Source organism: Pseudomonas sp. NPDC078416, from assembly GCF_050268485.1.
Classification (GTDB): Bacteria; Pseudomonadota; Gammaproteobacteria; order Pseudomonadales; family Pseudomonadaceae; genus Aquipseudomonas.
Map to the genome: position 1 here is coordinate 1 of NZ_JBNNGV010000021.1, position 15,561 is coordinate 15,561.

Here is a 15,561-nt window from a genome sequence, read left to right on the forward strand (position 1 = left end):
CCCCACAGCTACAACGGCTACAGGTCGCCTGTGGCTGCAGAGGGAGCGGCTGCTTGAAAACCTAAACGGGTGTCCAGAATTACTTGACCAGTTCAGCCACGCTCCTACCGATATTTCATACGCCAGACATCCCGCGCCGGACATAGATCAGTTTTGCGCCCGCGCCTGACGTCTGCACCGGACGCAAATTCCCCTGTAGGAGCAATCGGAGGTCACGACGGTCGCGAAGGCGGCGTGACTGACACACCGCCTTCCCTCGCTGGCCTATCTAGAAAGCCCGATCAGATATCGAGGATCAACTCCCCGCGCCACCGTGGGCTTCTTCGAAGAAGAAATCCTTCCAGCTGTCGGCCTTGTTCTTCAGCACACCCAGCTCGTGCAGTTTTTCGGCGTAGATGAACGTGCGCTGGGGCACGACGGTAAAGTCGATTTCAGGGTCGGAGACGATCTTCTCCACCAGCGGCAACGGCAGTTTCGATTTCTCGACGTCGATGTAGGTCTTGGCCGCCGCAGGTTTGTCGGCCTTGATGATCTTCTCGGCCTCGGCCAGGGCGTCGTAGAACGCCTTATAGGTCTTCGGGTTTTCGTCGTGGAATTTCTGAGTGGTGTAGAGCACGTTGAACGTCGCCTGGCCGCCCAGCACATCGTACGAACTCAGCACTTTATGCACCTTGGGATTTTCCAGCTCCTGATACTGAAAAGGCGGACTGGAGAAGTGCGCGCTGATCTCCGACCCGCCGGCAATCAGCGCCGACGTGGCGTCCGGATGCGGCAGGCTGACCGAGATGTTGTCGAATTTCTTGAAATTGTCGTTCCCGAACAGCTTGGCGGTTTCGATCTGCAAGGTACGCGACTGGAAACCCACGCCCGCCGCCGGCACCGCGATGCGGTCCTTTTCGGTGAAGTCATTGAGGGTTTTCACGTTCGGATTGTTGCTGAGCAGGTAATTGGGCATCGAGCCCAGCGAGGCGATTGCCTTGACGTTCTGCTTGCCCTTGGTGCGGTCCCAGATGGTCAGCATCGGCGGCACGCCCGCCGACACCACGTCCAGCGCGCCAGCCAGCAGGGCCTCATTCATCGCGGTGGCGCCGGAAATGCTGTTCCAGTCGACCTTGATGTCCAGGCCCTGCTCCTTGCCGTGCTTCTCGATCAGCTTCTGCTGCTGAACGACGTCCAGAATCAAATAACCGATGCCGAACTGCTGGGCGATGCTGATCTTGCCTTCAGCGTTGGCGCCGCTGCTCAACAATGCGCCAGCCAGCCCCAATGCGGCGGCGAGCGTGGTCAGTGTCGGGCGCTTGGACGGTGCAGCTGTCTTCGAAAAATCCATACAGTTCTCACGATGAAGGCGAAAGGGATTGCAGCCTCGCTGCCCATCCAGCGGCCACGAGGCGGAGCGTTCGTTTGAAAAAAACAGATCAGCGCTGCATGCCCCACCGCTTCACGGTCAGGCGCTCGACGTTGCTGAACAGCAGGTTTTCCACCAGCAGACCGATGATGATCACCGCCGCCAAGCCCGCGAATACCTTGTCGGTGTACAGCTCATTGCGGTTCTGGAAGATGTACCAGCCCAGACCGCCTTTGCCCGAAGACGCGCCAAACACCAGCTCTGCGGCGATGAGGGTTCGCCAGGCAAAGGCCCAGCCGATTTTCAGGCCCGCGAGAATCGACGGCAGCGCTGCGGGGATCAGGATGTACCAGACGAACCGCAGCCCTTTGAGGCCGTAATTGCGCCCGGCCATGCGCTGGGTTTCAGAGACGCCGAGGAACCCCGCGTAGGTATTCAAGGCCAGTGCCCAGAGCACGGAATGCACCAGCACGAAGATCAGGCTGTTTTCACCCAGGCCGAACCACAACAGCGACAGCGGCAGCAGCGCGATGGCCGGCAACGGGTTGAACATCGCCGTCAGCGTGCCCAGCAGGTCGCGACCCAGTTGAGTGGACACGGCCAACGTGGTCAGGCCGAACGCCAGGACGATGCCGATCAGGTAGCCCTTGACCAAGACCGTCAGGGAAATCCACACCTTGGTCAGCAATTCGCCGCTGGCGATGCCGTCGATAAACGCCGAAGCGGTTTGCAGAAAGCTCGGCAGCAGCAGATCGTTGCCCTGAATGCGCGCGGCGATTTCCCAGATGATCGCCAGGGCCACCAGGATGACGGCTTTACGCACCCAGCTGACCTGCCAGACGCGATGCGCAAGGGGAATGTCCCGGGCCAGGTCTTCCTGAGTGAAAGGCTCCAGCACGACTTCGTATTCTTCCCGCAGTGGGGGTGAAAGGCTCATGGGTATGTCTCTCAAGACGACGCGCCCTGTAGGAGCCGGCTTGCTGGCGAACCATCTGCCATCCACCAAAACGGTGTCAGACCTAACGCGTTCGCCAGCAAGCCAGCTCCTACAGAGATACGCTCAGTTCATGCAGCCGGTAGAGGGTCCCACCGGCAGCGCTGTTAATAGGCAATACGAACATCCTGAAACCGCAGATCCGGCTCGACTGCAGGCGCTGCGCCTTCGTCGAACAGCAACCGGTGAATCCGCTGCGCAGACGCCTGAAACTCGACGCCGCCGAGGCTTCTCAAGTTGTACTGATGGCTGTTGATCTCGGCGCGCACGCGGCCCGGATGGGGCGACAGCAGCAGAATCCGGTTGCCCACCACCAACGCTTCCTCGATGGAGTGGGTCACGAACAGCAGCGTGAAGCGCACCTCTTCCCACAACTCCAGCAGCTCTTCCTGCATCTTGCGGCGGGTCAGCGCATCAAGAGCGGCGAAGGGCTCGTCCATCAGCAGGATTTTGGGCTGCATCGCCAGCGCCCGGGCAATCGCCACGCGCGCTTTCATGCCGCCGGACAAGGTGTGCGGATACGCGTCGGCGAAGGCGCTCAAGCCGACCTTTTCCAGGTAATACCGCGCACGCTCCTCGGCTTCGCGCCGCTTGAGGGTGCGCGAGGCCAGCAGCGGAAACATGACGTTCTGAATCACCGTCTTCCACGGCGGCAACTGGTCGAATTCCTGGAACACCACAATCCGGTCCGGCCCCGGCTCCTTTACCTCCCGGCCGGCCAGACGAATCTGCCCTTCGCTGGGCTGGATGAATCCGGCCACGGCTTTGAGCAGCGTTGACTTGCCGCAGCCCGACGGGCCGAGCAGGACAAAGCGGTCGGCAGGATCGATTTCAAAACTGACTTGATGGGTGGCCCGCACCACGCGTTCCGGCGTGCGGTATTCAAGGCTGACGCCCTGTACTTGCAGCAGCGCTTCAGCGGTGGGCTGATTGGCCTGGTGCGCGTTCAAGCGATCGCTAGCCGTGTGGCTTTGCAGAACAGCATTCATGGAGCTCTCCTGAATCAGAACGGCGCATCGCCCTGAATGGTGGTGCGGTGCAAGCGACGGCGCAGGTGATCGGGCGTGCCGCCGGCCAGGTGAATCAGCGAACGGTTGTCCCAGAACACCATGTCGTTCTCCTGCCACTTGTGGCGGTAAACGCCTTCCGGACGAACGCTGTGGGCGTACAGCTCAGTAAGAATTGCCTGACTCTCGTCTTCCGGCAGGCCGACGATGTGGGTGGTGAAGCCTTCGCTGACGAACAGCGCCTTGCGCCCGTTTTCCGGGTGGGTGCGCACGATCGGGTGGCTGACCACCGCGACCTGCGCCAGCTGTTCAGCACTGAGGGTCGGGCGCCAGTTGTCGGCGTTATGCCCATGGCTGTAGCGGGACGTATAGCTGTGCACGGCGGTGCGACCCTCAACGGCCGTGCGCAAGTGCTCGGGCAGTGTGTCCCAGGCCAGGTGCATGTCGGCGAACAGGGTGTCGCCGCCTTCGCTCGGCAGCTCCTGGGCGTAGAGCATCGAACCCAGGCTTGGCAGCTCTTTGTAAGAAAGGTCCGAGTGCCAGTATTTGCCCGCATCGCCCAGCCCCACCGGCTGACCGTTCTCAACGATATTGGAGACGATCAAAATCTCGGGGTGATTGGCGAGCAGGAACTGCTTGAGCACGTGAATCTGCAGAACGCCAAAACGGCGGCTGAAATCGATCTGCTGCTGCGGGGTGATGTGCTGATCACGGAAAACGACCACGTGATAATCGAGATGCGCTTGATGCACCCGGGCAAAATCGGCGTCGTTGAGCGGACGGGACAGATCCAGACCGACGATTTCCGCGCCCACCTTTTCGGCGAATGGACGCACATCGAACTGCTGACCGGGCGCTTGCGCGGACGAAGCGTGGGAGGCTGCTGGCATGAGAACTCCGACTCCAAAAGGTGTGGCTGAGGAGGGAGGACTTTAAAGCTATAAGAACGGAATTTTAAATATCGATAGAGCATATGCATAGCGCCGAACGACCTAGCCACGGCCCTCGGCCATCACCGCCTTGTGCGAGTCGGCTGAAAGCAGACTAATGCGCAGGCGCTGAGCTCAAAACGCAAAACGCGCTTGCCCGTCGCCACTCCCTGCAGCCGATGACGGTGCGTCAGCGGAGCGGGAGCAGCGGCGGGCAAGCGCGTTTTGTATAGATGAATGCGCTGCAACCGCGCATTCAGACCTTCATCAGAACGCCGGGATAACCGCGCCGTCGTACTTCTTGTTGATGAAGTCTTTGACTTGCTGACTGGTCAGCGCTTTGGACAGCTTCTCGATCGCGTCGGTGTGAGCGTTGTCGGTGCGGGTTACCAGGTAGTTCACGTACGGCGAGTCGGAGCCTTCCAGAATCAGCGCATCCTTTTTAGGGCTGAGCTTGGCTTCCAGCGCGTAGTTGGTGTTGATCAGATCCAGGTCAACCTGATCCAGCGCGCGCGGCAGCAGCGCCGATTCCAGCTCGCGGAACTTCAGGTGCTTCGGGTTGGTGGCGATGTCTTTCGGCGTCGCCAGGGCGTCGGTCGGGTCTTTCAGGGTGATCAAACCGTTCTTCTGCAGCAACAGCAGAGCGCGACCTGCGTTGCTGCCTTCGTTAGGGATGGCAACGGTTGCGCCGTCAGGCAACTCGGCGATCGACTTCCACTTCTTCGAATAGCCACCGAACGGTTCGACGTGTACGCCGACGCCGGTCACCAGCGTGGCGCCCTTGCCTTTGTTGAAGCCGTCCAGATAAGGCTTGGTCTGGAAGTAGTTGGCGTCCAGACGCTTCTCGTTCAGTTGCACGTTCGGCTGCACGTAGTCAGTGAAGACCTTGATCTGCAGGTCCACGCCTTCTTTGGCCAGTTCAGGCTTGATCAGCTCGAGGATCTCGGCGTGCGGAACAGCCGTGGCGCCCACGACGAGCTTCTCGGCAGCTTGTGCAGCGCTGATGCCCAGAGAGAGAGCAGCCGCCAGTGCGGTGAACAGAAACGTCTTCTTCATGCGATGTCCTTAATAGAAATCGGATCGCCTCTTAGGCGACTTTGTCGTCGGTCTGCCGCGGGATCGACCCTTGGCAGGGTGGCGGCTGATGCGGACAGTACCGAGATTTTTTATTCCGAGACAATACTTTTTAGTCGGATGGTTATGCTTTTTGGTTCTCAGTGGGCATTTCGCCATCCGTCTGTTGGATGCACGAGCCCCAGAGCCGTCAGCGAACCGGCAGATTCAGATGCTCGGGCAGGATTTCCGCGCCACTGCTGACCAGCAGCGCGAAGTGAATGACGTTCTCCAGCTCCCGCGTATTGCCCGGCCAGTAATGGGCTTCGAGCACGCGCTGCGCGTCTTCGCTGATCAGCGGCATCTCGAAACCGAAGCGCTGGCTGTAAATCCCCAGGAAGTACTCGGCCAACGGCAGGATGTTGCCCGGCTGCTCGCGCAACGCCGGCAGGTCGAGGCGTCCTTCGTTCAGGTAGTGAAACAGCCGCTCGTGGAATTTGCCGGCGGCGACTGAAAGACGCAGATCGATGCTGGTCGCTGCGACTAGCCTGACGTCGACCTGGCTGGGCTGCGTGGCGCCGACGCGGGTGACTTCGTGGTTTTCCAGCGCCGCGAGTAATTTGATCTGGATTGCCATCGGCAGGTCGGCGATCTCATCCAGATACAGCGTGCCGCCGGTTGCCGAGCCGAACCAGCCTGCCCGACTGCTGACAGAGCCGCTGTGGGCGCCGGCGGCGTAACCGAACAGCTCGGCGTCGGCGTAGGTCGAGCTGATGGCCCCGCAGTTGACCGATACGAACAACCCGGCCCGGTCGCTGCCACGGTGAATATGACGCGCCAGCAATTCCTTGCCCGTGCCGGACTCGCCGCGGATCAGCACCGGCAGGTCCAGTGGCGCCAGCAGCTCCATCTCTTCGCGCAACTGCCGCGATCGTGGATCGATGAACACCAAGGCCTTGGCGCGGATGCTCAGCGGACTTTTTTCAGCATCAGGAAAGGTCAGCAACGGGTGGCTCGAAATGTCGGAAAGGCTCATGGCAGGCTCCCGCCCCGGCCATTCATGGACCCGGGCGTTGAAAAAAAAGCCGCAGCACCTGTCGGTTCACTGCGGCGAAAATGATCGTGAGAAAAGTGGGCTCAAGCGCAACGACCGTTGCGAATGCGCTGGTCATGCGCGGCGGCGGTTGAAATGCTCAATGCGCCCTTGCAGCCGGTACAGGTACGCGAAACCCTGCTCCCAACGCTGGTGGCCGGACTTCACGTTGATATGACCCGCGCCGCTGAGGATGCCGATTTCAGCGCCCCAATTGCGGGCCATTTCCATCGCACGCAACGCGCTGACGGCTGAATCGTTGTCCGAGCTGACCACTTGGGTCGGGAACGGCAGCAGGTGCTCGGGAATGGGCGCGAAATTGCGGATCGCCGGCGGGCAATTGGGGCGTTCGACGTCGGCGGGAGCCACCAGCAATGCCCCTCGCACCTGACGCAGACTCGCCATTGGCGCCAGCTGCGCCCAATGGGCGACGGTGACGCAACCCAGGCTGTGGGCGATGAGAATCACCGGTGTGCTGTCAGAGGCAATGGCGCGTTGCAGCTCACCCACCCAATCTTCCCGGCGCGGCTTGAGCCAGTCGGCCTGCTCCACACGCACGCTGTTGGGCAGGCTGTTCTGCCAGTGAGTTTGCCAATGGTCGTCGGCAGATCCTTGCCAGCCTGGCACGATCAAGTAACGGATCGATTCGTTATGCATGGCCTTCGCCTCCTGCAGGGTGCGTTCATGGGGGCGAGTATAGGGATCCGACATATATTCGAAAAAGAATAAGAAGCTATTTATTAATAGCTCGAAAATATATGCGATAGCGTCGGGGAATGGCGCAAAAAAAGAGGGCCACCCCCTGCCTTAAAGGGGTGGCCCTTAGAATCACGCTGTCTGCCCCCAGCTCGCCGGGGATGAGCAGAGATTAAGGGGCGGTTGTTACAGAAATCTTTATCCAGAAAAATTTCTGAAAACCGGCGTCATTGGCGCAACAGCCAGGCCGGTATCAACCGCGCGCAGGCTTAAGCACCGTGTCGTTTTCAGTCACCCGTTCAAACCGGTTGGCCCGCCCGAAGGTGCCGAAATCATTGAACCGCACGCCCATCTCGGCCATCACCTTGTGCGCAACGGGCGCCGTCATCTGGCGTATGTAAAACGGCTCCTTCACCACGAAGTGATGAATGCCGTGGGTGCTGCCGAAGTTGAAGCAGAACGCCTGCAGCGGCCACATCCACCACGGATTGAGCACTTGGGTCTGCTGCATGACATTGCCCATCTCGACGTCGCCGTAGTAATGCATGTTCGAACTGACAAAATGCAGGCAGAAGGTACGCAGCACGTTCGGACCGACCAGCACCACGACAGCGATGTCGATGACGTGCATGACCGCCAGCGTGTTCGCCGACCAGTCAACCGGGCTGCCCGTCAGACCGGCAATGCCATTGGCGGCATGGAAGCCGAGAAACACGTACCACGCGCCCCAATTGAGCAGCGCCAGCGGCGCATAAACGCGAAGGGTGCGCTTGAGAATGCTGAATTTATGCGCCCGGGTTTTCGCCCGCAGCATGCGGATCAGCGACGACATGACGTTATCGCCCACCATCAGCAACCGTGCCACGCCCCACGGCTCGCCATTGGTGATGGCGCGCTCCTCCATGTCCGCCTCGGTGCCGGAGACCTTGTGATGATTGAGGTGCAGGTGCCGGCGAATCCAGGGATTGATCGTGCTCGGCCGCGCCAGCCAGACCAATGCCAGCATCACGTTATGGGGCACGCGCTGCTTGCGGAAATACATGCTGTGGATCAGGTCGTGTTCAAGCTCGTGGGTCAGCGAGGCGAAGAACGCATTCAGCAGCAGGCACGCCCACCAGGCCAGATAACCCCCGATATAGAGGGCCGCGCTGCCGATCATGCCGGCGAGCGCGAAGCACAGGATGCCTGCGCCGATGGCGTCCTGATGCAGCAGCAGCGGATAGCGCTCACGCAGCGCGGCGCCGTGGGCGGAAACCACCGCACGAATATGCGCTGATCGTTGTTGTGCATTCAGTCCGGCAGCACTTGCAGAAGTGTCGTGCATGATTCCATTCTCCGGTTTCAGGATGAAGAAGCGTGGCACCACTGTGCCGCTTAAGCCGGGATGCTGCCTGACCGTGAACGCCAATCTGTAGACCGGAAGCGCCAACCTGTATGCCTGAGCCGAGCATCCTCGCCAGCTGGACCCGCGCCTTGCGCAAGCAACTCGATGCCCTCGGCCTCGACAGCCTCGCGCTGAGCCAGGCTGCGGGCCTGGATCCGCAGCTGATGGATGATCCCAACGCTCGATACCCGGTGGCGGTGACCACCCGTTTTTGGGAGCTGGCCGTGCAGGCCAGCGGCGATCCGGCGCTGGGCTTGCGGGTGTCGCGGTTCGTCAGCCCGACGACCTTTCACGCACTCGGTTACGCGCTGGTCGCCAGCGGCTCGTTGCGTGAGGTGTTCGAGCGCATCGTGCGTTATCACCCGGTGGTGAGCGACGCGCTGGTCATGAGCTTCGAGCATGTGGCCGAGCGTTACGAGTTTCGTTTCCGCGTGCCCGACGGCAGTCCGATGCCGGCCAATGAGGCCATGGACGCCTTCGCCGTGATCTACGTGCGCACCTGCCGCAACCGCCTGGGCCGTCATTACGCGCCGCTGGCCGTGCACCTGATGCGGCCGCAGCCGGTAGACCCGCAGCCGTGGCATGACGTCTTCCGCGCGCCGCTGTTCTTCGGCGCGGCGGAGAATCTGCTGAGTTTTGCCTGCGAGGATTTCGACAGGCATCTGGAAGATGGCAATCCGGAGTTGGCCGTGCACAACGAGGCTGTGCTCAACCGCACCCTCGAGCAGCTCAGTGCGCTGACCTGGGAGCGCAAGGTGCGTGGCGCCATCGAAGCTCAATTGCCGGAAGGCGAGCCGTCCGCCGAGCACATCGCCCACACACTGCACCTGAGTCTGCGCAGCCTTCAGCGCCATCTGGCCGACGAGGGTTGCCGGTACGACCTGCTGCTCAATCAGTGCCGGCAGAATCTGGCGCTGCAACACATGCGCGACCCGGGTTGCTCGCTCAGCGAAGTCGCGTATCTGCTCGGTTTCGCCGACACCAGCAGCTTCAGCCGCGCGTTCAAGCGCTGGACCGGGATGACGCCCAGCCAGTACCGCGAAGGAATGAATCACTGATGGGAGGCGCCATTACGCGACTGCGCCGGTCAGGCGATGAAGGGCGGCCTCGCGCAACCATTGCGTGTCCTGCACGCCGATAAGGTCGTGATCGCGGCGCACGATCTGCCGTTCTGCGAACTGCCCCAACACCCGCTCGACCACCTCACCGCTCAGCCCGAGGCAGCGACTGGACGCCATGTCGGCAAGGGGCACGCTGCGCACGGAGCGATCCATCTCGCCATAGGCTTCGGCCAGCATCAGCAGCCGAAACGCCACCCGTTCTTCGGTGGGCATCAGGGTGATGTCTTCGACGGCAGGCACGGCGAGGCCGAGCTTGTGCCCCAGCAACTCGCGGAAATGCCGCCACAAGGCCGGGTGTTCGGCCAGCAGTTGCTTGAGTGGCGCGTGGGGCATGTGCAGGAGAATGACCGCGTCCTGGGCGAACACATTGTGGGTCGCGGGCAGATCGTCGAACAACGAGGCTTCGCCGAACCAGAAGGGCCGATAGCCTTCTGCCGGAGGCATGTCCGTTTGCTGCGGCTTGAGGGGATTGATGCGTAACGAGCCCGTGAGCAGCGCGTACAGGCCGGGCGCCGGGTCGCCGCGCTGGAAGATCGATTTGCCGGGCGTCACCCGGCGCTGACGCATGCCGGTCAGCAAGCTATCCTGCAACAGCGCAGGCAGATCGCGGAACCATCGGTCGTTGATAAACCATGAGCGCCATTGGGTTCCATTCGTCATGTGAATCTCCTTTTGATAGCCGGCGTTTTGTTGCAGGCTGATCCGTCCAGCGGGTTCAGCCGAAAAAAATCAGCGGCATGATCTACGTATCCATAGAGGAATAACAATGAAAAACCTCGTCGATCACCTTAGCCAGTACGCGGCCTACCACCGCGATACCCGCAATATCGTCACCCACTTCGTTGGCATTCCGCTGATCGTGATCGCGGTGGCCGTGCTGCTCTCACGCCCCGGCTGGACCAGTTGGTCACTCGGCGGGATTTGGGTGTCTCCCGCCTTGCTGGTGAGTCTTGCGGCGACGTTCTTCTACCTGCGGCTGGATGCCTTCTTCGGTGTGCTCATGGGTGTCCTGCTTGCGCTGTGCCTGTGGCTGGGCGCGAACCTGGCGCAACAGACCACCCTGTTCTGGCTCAGTGCCGGCGTCGGGTTGTTTGTGCTCGGTTGGGCGATTCAGTTTGTGGGCCATTATTACGAAGGCCGCAAGCCGGCGTTTGTCGACGACCTCACAGGCCTGATCATCGGGCCGTTGTTTGTCGTCGCCGAAGCGGCTTTTTTGCTGGGAATGAGGAAGAAGTTGCAGCACGTCATCGAGGCGCGAGTGGGCAAGACGCACCGGCGGGATTTGAAGAAGGCTGCGGTTTAAAGCTCAGACCGGCTGTAGGAGCGCGCTTCGCGACCGTCGTAACCTCCGATTGCTCCTACAGCGGATTTGCGTCCGGCCCGGATTGTGAGAAACCGCACGAATCTGTAGGAGCGTGGCTTGTCCCGCGATCGGCGACGCAGTCGTCGCAAACCGGATAATGCGGTCCATCAGGCAGACCGCATTATCAGGATTGCTGCCGGTCCCAGGCAGATCGCGGGACAAGCCACGCTCCTACAGGGGTACGCTTAGAGGTTGTCGACTTTCTGCCAGACTTTCGGCTTGAAGAACAACGTCTCGCCCCGCGCCAGTCCGGTCAGGCTGTCGTGGTCCTTCACCACTTCCGCTTCGATCAGATCGGGCTGCCCTTCGACCTTCAGCGTCACGCGCGTCGTTGCGCCCAACGGGCGGATGTCCCGCACTTCCGCCGCGTGGTGCCCTTCCACTTCGTGCCGTGACAACGACACCTCGTGGGGGCGGAACAACACGTGGTTGTCTTCGCCCAGGTGCAGGCGGTTCGAGTCACCCAGAAAGTGGTACACGAAATCGCTGGCCGGGTTCTCGTAGACGTCGCCGGGCGAGCCGATCTGCTCGATCACACCCTTGTTCATCACCACGATGCGGTCGGCGACTTCCATGGCCTCTTCCTGGTCGTGGGTCACGAATACCGAGGTCAGGTTGATGTCTTCGTGCAACCGCGCAAGCCAGCGCCGCAGCTCCTTGCGCACCTTGGCATCCAGCGCGCCGAACGGCTCGTCCAGCAGCAGCACTTTGGGTTCCACGGCCAAGGCACGGGCCAGCGCGATACGCTGACGCTGACCGCCCGACAGTTGCTCCGGATAGCGATCCGACAGCCAGTCCAGCTGCACCATATTCAGCAGCTCATGCACTTTGACGGCGATCTGGCTCTCGTTCGGGCGCTGGTTCTTCGGCTTCATGCGCAGGCCGAACGCGACGTTGTCGAACACGGTCATGTGGCGAAACAGCGCGTAATGCTGGAACACGAACCCTACGTTGCGATCGCGCACGTCGTGGCCGGAGACATCTTCGCCGTGGAACACAATGCTGCCTTTGTCCGGGGTTTCCAGCCCGGCAATGATGCGCAGCAGCGTGGTCTTGCCGCAGCCGGACGGGCCCAACAGCGCCACGAGCTCGCCACTCTGGATATCCAGACTGATGCCGTCGAGGGCCTTGAAGGCGTTGAAATTCTTGCTGACGTTACGGACTTCGATCGACATGAATTATTCCTCCGCCGCGTTTTTGCGCAGACGGCTAATGCGCGCTTCGCTCCACTGCTTGAGCAGCAGGATGAACAGCGCAAGGATCAATAACAGGCTCGCCACGGCAAATGCTGCCACGTGGTTGTACTCGTTGTAGAGAATCTCGACATGCAGCGGCAGGGTGTTGGTCACGCCGCGAATGTGCCCCGACACCACCGACACCGCGCCGAACTCACCCATGGCCCGCGCGGTACACAGCACCACGCCGTAGATCAGGCCCCATTTGATGTTGGGGACGGTCACGTGCCAGAACATCTGCCAGCCATTGGCACCAAGCAACCGCGCGGCCTCTTCTTCCTGCGTGCCCTGCTCCTGCATCAGCGGGATCAGCTCGCGGGCCACGAACGGCACCGTCACGAAGATGGTCGCCAGTACGATGCCCGGCAGGGCGAAGACGATCTGGATGTCGTGGTCCTGCAGCCAGGGGCCGAACACGCCACGGGCGCCGAACATCAGCACGTAGATCAGACCGGCGATGACCGGCGAGACCGAGAACGGCAGATCGATCAGCGTGACCAGAATCGCCTTGCCGCGGAACGAGTATTTACTCACGCACCAGGCTGCCGCGACGCCGAAGACGACGTTGAGCGGCACCGAAATCAGCACGGCGAACACGGTGAGCTTGAGCGCCGACAGCGCATCGGGCTCCAGGATGGCGGCGAAGAATCCGCCGAGGCCGTTGCTCAAGCCCTGGCCGATCACCACCACCAACGGCAGCAACAGGAAGAACGCGAAGACCAGCCAGCCAAGGCCGATCAGAATGCGCCGCGACACCGAGCTGCCACGACGGGCAGCATTGGCGGAGGACGCAGCAATGAGCGATGAACCAGACATACGTGCGCCTCCTCAGTTAGGGGTTTCGATGCGTCGTTGCAACAGATTGATCAGCAGCAACAGCACGAACGACACCAGCAGCATCATCACGCCAATCGCCGTGGCGCCGGTGTAGTCGTACTGGTCGAGCTTGACCATGATCAGCAACGGCAGGATTTCGGTCTTCATCGGCATGTTGCCGGCGATGAAAATCACCGAACCGTACTCACCCACGCCCCGGGCAAAGGCCAGCGCGAAGCCGGTCAGCCAGGCAGGCAACAAGGCCGGCACGAGGATGTGACGAAACACCTGAAGGGGCTTGGCGCCAAGGCACGCCGCTGCTTCTTCGACTTCGCGGGGAATGTCCGCCAGCACCGGCTGAACCGTGCGCACCACAAAGGGCATGGTGACAAAGGTCAACGCCAGGGTGATGCCGAACGGGGTGTAGGCGATCTTGATGCCCAGGTCGGCGGCAAACTGGCCGATGAAACCGTTCGGCGTGTACAGCGCGGTCAGCGCGATACCGGCAACGGCGGTGGGCAGTGCGAAGGGCAGATCGATCATCGCGTCGATGATCTTGCGACCGGGGAAGGTGTAACGCACCAGCACCCAGGCCAGCAGCGTGCCGATGATGCCGTTGATGATCGCCGCGCAGAACGCTGTGCCGAAACTCAGCTTGAGTGCTGCAAGCACGCGAGGCGCCGTGACGACGTTCCAGAACTGCACGGCGCTCAGTTGGGAAGCGTGGATGAACATGACCGCAAGCGGTATCAGCACAATCAGGCTGAGGTACACCAATGTGTAGCCCAGCGTCAGCCCGAAGCCGGGTATGACGGGGGATATGCGTCGAGACATAAAAGTCCTTGGTTTACACACGTTACCCGGAACGAGTCCGGGTCCATTTATTCCGATTCAGGCGCGCGGCGGAACATCTATCAGATAATTTATTGTCCGCCACGGCATCCCCTGTAGGAGTGAGCTTGCTCGCGATAGCGGCGTGTCAGTCACCGAGGCAGCGTCGGAGCGAGCCGCATTCGCCAGCAAGCCGGCTCCTACAGGAGCGCCAGGCCCTCAGCCGACCCTCTTACTGCGGGATGTAGATCTGATCGAACACACCGCCGTCATCGAAGAACTTGGGCTGAGCCGATTTCCAGCCACCGAAGTCCTTGTCGATGGTCAGCAGGTTCAGCTTCGGAAACTGCTTCTCGTACTGGGCGGCCACTTCCTTGTCACGTGGACGATAGAAGTTTTTCGCCGCGATTTCCTGACCTTCCTTGCTGTACAGGTGCTTGAGGTATTCAGTGGCGATTTCGGTGGTGCCGTGCTTCTCGGCGTTCTTCTCGACAACGGCCACGGGAGGCTCGGCCAGGATCGACAGCGAAGGGACGACGATGTCGAACTTGTCCGCGCCGCCGTCTTCTTTCAGCGCCAGGAACGCTTCGTTTTCCCACGCCAGCAACACATCACCCTGACCGTTGTTGACGAAAGTAATGGTCGAGCCGCGTGCGCCGGTGTCCAGCACGGGCACATGCTTGAACAGCTTGCCGATGTATTCCTTGGCCTTGGCTTCGTCGCCGCCGTTGGATTTCAGACCGTAGCCGTACGCCGCCAGGAAATTCCAGCGCGCGCCGCCCGAGGTTTTCGGGTTCGGCGTGATCACCGACACGCCGTCCTTGATCAGGTCGGCCCAGTCATAGATGCCTTTCGGGTTGCCCTTGCGCACCAGGAACACAATGGTCGAGGTGTACGGGGTGCTGGCGTCCGGCAGCTTGGTCTGCCAATCCGCAGGAATGGTCTTGCCCAGCTTGGCGATTTCGTCGATGTCGCCGGCCAGGGCCAGGGTCACCACGTCAGCCGGCGAGCCGTCGATCACCGAGCGGCCCTGTTTGCCTGAGCCACCGTGGGACTGGTTGATCTTCACGGTGTCGCCCGGGTGGGATTTTTTCCAGTAGTTGATGAATTCGGCGTTGTAGTCCTGATACAGCTCGCGCGTAGGGTCATACGACACGTTCAGCAGGGTGAAATCCTTGGCGACAGCAGAACCGGCAAACACCGCACTGGCGAGCGCGGCCAGCGCATAACGACGAATGGACATGAATCAAGCTCCTGGACAAATGCTGTGCTGTTGGCTTTTTCTAGTTTTAGGTCATGCAGCGTTAGTGATACGGGAGCGTGGCTCAGCCCTGCTTGTTGCTCTGGTTCTGCAGACGGAATTTTTCCTTGCGCTCGATCTGGACCACCTGCGCGTTGTGCACCGTGATTTCAACCGCGCCGAAGCGCAGGTCACGCAGCGCGCTTTGAATTTCACGCAAAATGCTTGCTTCGTCCTGGCCGTCAACGCTACGTAGAGATGCGCTCATGTTCGTGCTCCTTGAAAGATTTGCCGCAGCGTGGGGGCGGCCGCTGCTTGTGGCGTGAGCGCGATAGTAGAGACGCAGAGATATTCTTAAAAATACTATTTAAGAATGCAGATATAACCAAAAGGCATTTGGGAAATGGGTTCGCATGCAGTTACGCATCTGTAGGAGCCGGCTTGCTGGCGA

General features: G+C 60.9%; 15 protein-coding genes and 1 pseudogene. 2 read left to right on the forward strand and 14 right to left on the reverse strand.

Annotation, left to right across the window (positions count from 1 at the left end; all coding sequences use genetic code 11):
• Window positions 1–295 precede the first annotated feature (295 nt).
• The 8 genes and pseudogenes from ACQKEN_RS17785 to ACQKEN_RS17820 all read right to left on the reverse strand — a co-directional run bounded on the left by ACQKEN_RS17785 (window position 296) and on the right by ACQKEN_RS17820 (window position 8,444).
• Complete coding sequence (locus tag ACQKEN_RS17785; RefSeq protein ID WP_427687477.1) at window positions 296–1,330, reverse strand: ABC transporter substrate-binding protein; 1,035 nt, start codon at window positions 1,328–1,330, stop codon at window positions 296–298.
• A gap of 88 nt (window positions 1,331–1,418) precedes the next feature.
• Window positions 1,419–2,285: an ABC transporter permease gene (locus tag ACQKEN_RS17790; protein ID WP_427687479.1), complete on the reverse strand. Its 867-nt coding sequence runs from the start codon at window positions 2,283–2,285 to the stop codon at window positions 1,419–1,421.
• A gap of 164 nt (window positions 2,286–2,449) precedes the next feature.
• A complete protein-coding gene (locus ACQKEN_RS17795; RefSeq protein WP_427687481.1) occupies window positions 2,450–3,331 on the reverse strand; it encodes an ABC transporter ATP-binding protein in 882 nt (293 codons plus the stop codon).
• Window positions 3,332–3,345: 14 nt separating this feature from the next.
• Window positions 3,346–4,239, reverse strand: coding sequence for a TauD/TfdA dioxygenase family protein (locus ACQKEN_RS17800; RefSeq protein ID WP_427687483.1), 894 nt, complete (start codon window positions 4,237–4,239; stop codon window positions 3,346–3,348).
• Between the two features lie 306 nt (window positions 4,240–4,545).
• Window positions 4,546–5,334 carry a MetQ/NlpA family ABC transporter substrate-binding protein gene (locus ACQKEN_RS17805; protein ID WP_427687485.1) on the reverse strand — a complete coding sequence of 263 codons (789 nt, stop codon included), beginning with the start codon at window positions 5,332–5,334 and terminating at the stop codon, window positions 4,546–4,548.
• A 217-nt stretch (window positions 5,335–5,551) separates the two neighbouring features.
• Window positions 5,552–6,367: pseudogene (locus ACQKEN_RS17810) on the reverse strand (sigma 54-interacting transcriptional regulator); the annotation flags it as partial.
• A 132-nt stretch (window positions 6,368–6,499) separates the two neighbouring features.
• Window positions 6,500–7,081 carry an alpha/beta hydrolase gene (locus tag ACQKEN_RS17815; protein WP_427687487.1) on the reverse strand — a complete coding sequence of 194 codons (582 nt, stop codon included), beginning with the start codon at window positions 7,079–7,081 and terminating at the stop codon, window positions 6,500–6,502.
• Window positions 7,082–7,373: 292 nt separating this feature from the next.
• Window positions 7,374–8,444, reverse strand: coding sequence for a fatty acid desaturase (locus tag ACQKEN_RS17820; protein WP_427687489.1), 1,071 nt, complete (start codon window positions 8,442–8,444; stop codon window positions 7,374–7,376).
• A gap of 110 nt (window positions 8,445–8,554) precedes the next feature.
• Between ACQKEN_RS17820 and ACQKEN_RS17825 the strand changes: the two genes are divergently transcribed.
• The gene (locus ACQKEN_RS17825; RefSeq protein ID WP_427687491.1) at window positions 8,555–9,562 is read left to right on the forward strand and encodes an AraC family transcriptional regulator; all 1,008 of its coding nucleotides are present in this window, start codon (window positions 8,555–8,557) and stop codon (window positions 9,560–9,562) included.
• Window positions 9,563–9,574: 12 nt separating this feature from the next.
• Here the strand turns inward: ACQKEN_RS17825 and ACQKEN_RS17830 are convergent, their stop codons facing one another.
• The gene (locus ACQKEN_RS17830) at window positions 9,575–10,285 is read right to left on the reverse strand and encodes a Crp/Fnr family transcriptional regulator (RefSeq protein ID WP_427687493.1); all 711 of its coding nucleotides are present in this window, start codon (window positions 10,283–10,285) and stop codon (window positions 9,575–9,577) included.
• A gap of 106 nt (window positions 10,286–10,391) precedes the next feature.
• On the opposite strand from ACQKEN_RS17830, the gene ACQKEN_RS17835 reads away from it, so the two are divergent.
• Window positions 10,392–10,928, forward strand: a complete 537-nt coding sequence (locus ACQKEN_RS17835) for a DUF962 domain-containing protein (protein WP_427687495.1) — start codon at window positions 10,392–10,394, stop codon at window positions 10,926–10,928.
• Window positions 10,929–11,173: 245 nt separating this feature from the next.
• Here ACQKEN_RS17835 and ACQKEN_RS17840 read toward each other — a convergent pair whose 3' ends face one another.
• The 5 genes from ACQKEN_RS17840 to oscA all read right to left on the reverse strand — a co-directional run bounded on the left by ACQKEN_RS17840 (window position 11,174) and on the right by oscA (window position 15,378).
• Window positions 11,174–12,163 carry a sulfate/molybdate ABC transporter ATP-binding protein gene (locus ACQKEN_RS17840; RefSeq protein WP_427687497.1) on the reverse strand — a complete coding sequence of 330 codons (990 nt, stop codon included), beginning with the start codon at window positions 12,161–12,163 and terminating at the stop codon, window positions 11,174–11,176.
• 3 nt (window positions 12,164–12,166) lie between these two features.
• Window positions 12,167–13,039: a sulfate ABC transporter permease subunit CysW gene (cysW, locus tag ACQKEN_RS17845; protein ID WP_427687499.1), complete on the reverse strand. Its 873-nt coding sequence runs from the start codon at window positions 13,037–13,039 to the stop codon at window positions 12,167–12,169.
• Between the two features lie 12 nt (window positions 13,040–13,051).
• The gene (gene cysT, locus ACQKEN_RS17850) at window positions 13,052–13,873 is read right to left on the reverse strand and encodes a sulfate ABC transporter permease subunit CysT (RefSeq protein WP_427687501.1); all 822 of its coding nucleotides are present in this window, start codon (window positions 13,871–13,873) and stop codon (window positions 13,052–13,054) included.
• A 229-nt stretch (window positions 13,874–14,102) separates the two neighbouring features.
• A complete protein-coding gene (locus ACQKEN_RS17855; protein WP_427687503.1) occupies window positions 14,103–15,113 on the reverse strand; it encodes a sulfate ABC transporter substrate-binding protein in 1,011 nt (336 codons plus the stop codon).
• Between the two features lie 82 nt (window positions 15,114–15,195).
• Window positions 15,196–15,378 (reverse strand): sulfur starvation response protein OscA, encoded by a 183-nt coding sequence (gene oscA / locus ACQKEN_RS17860; RefSeq protein WP_427687505.1) that lies wholly within the window; start codon window positions 15,376–15,378, stop codon window positions 15,196–15,198.
• Window positions 15,379–15,561 lie beyond the last annotated feature (183 nt).

Coding starts and splice junctions, on each gene's coding strand:
- ACQKEN_RS17785 (WP_427687477.1), bottom strand. CDS start 1,330: ATGGATTTTTCGAAGACAGCTGCACCGTCCAAGCGCCCGACACTGACC.
- ACQKEN_RS17790 (WP_427687479.1), bottom strand. CDS start 2,285: ATGAGCCTTTCACCCCCACTGCGGGAAGAATACGAAGTCGTGCTGGAG.
- ACQKEN_RS17795 (WP_427687481.1), bottom strand. CDS start 3,331: ATGAATGCTGTTCTGCAAAGCCACACGGCTAGCGATCGCTTGAACGCG.
- ACQKEN_RS17800 (WP_427687483.1), bottom strand. CDS start 4,239: ATGCCAGCAGCCTCCCACGCTTCGTCCGCGCAAGCGCCCGGTCAGCAG.
- ACQKEN_RS17805 (WP_427687485.1), bottom strand. CDS start 5,334: ATGAAGAAGACGTTTCTGTTCACCGCACTGGCGGCTGCTCTCTCTCTG.
- ACQKEN_RS17815 (WP_427687487.1), bottom strand. CDS start 7,081: ATGCATAACGAATCGATCCGTTACTTGATCGTGCCAGGCTGGCAAGGA.
- ACQKEN_RS17820 (WP_427687489.1), bottom strand. CDS start 8,444: ATGCACGACACTTCTGCAAGTGCTGCCGGACTGAATGCACAACAACGA.
- ACQKEN_RS17825 (WP_427687491.1), top strand. CDS start 8,555: ATGCCTGAGCCGAGCATCCTCGCCAGCTGGACCCGCGCCTTGCGCAAG.
- ACQKEN_RS17830 (WP_427687493.1), bottom strand. CDS start 10,285: ATGACGAATGGAACCCAATGGCGCTCATGGTTTATCAACGACCGATGG.
- ACQKEN_RS17835 (WP_427687495.1), top strand. CDS start 10,392: ATGAAAAACCTCGTCGATCACCTTAGCCAGTACGCGGCCTACCACCGC.
- ACQKEN_RS17840 (WP_427687497.1), bottom strand. CDS start 12,163: ATGTCGATCGAAGTCCGTAACGTCAGCAAGAATTTCAACGCCTTCAAG.
- cysW (WP_427687499.1), bottom strand. CDS start 13,039: ATGTCTGGTTCATCGCTCATTGCTGCGTCCTCCGCCAATGCTGCCCGT.
- cysT (WP_427687501.1), bottom strand. CDS start 13,873: ATGTCTCGACGCATATCCCCCGTCATACCCGGCTTCGGGCTGACGCTG.
- ACQKEN_RS17855 (WP_427687503.1), bottom strand. CDS start 15,113: ATGTCCATTCGTCGTTATGCGCTGGCCGCGCTCGCCAGTGCGGTGTTT.
- oscA (WP_427687505.1), bottom strand. CDS start 15,378: ATGAGCGCATCTCTACGTAGCGTTGACGGCCAGGACGAAGCAAGCATT.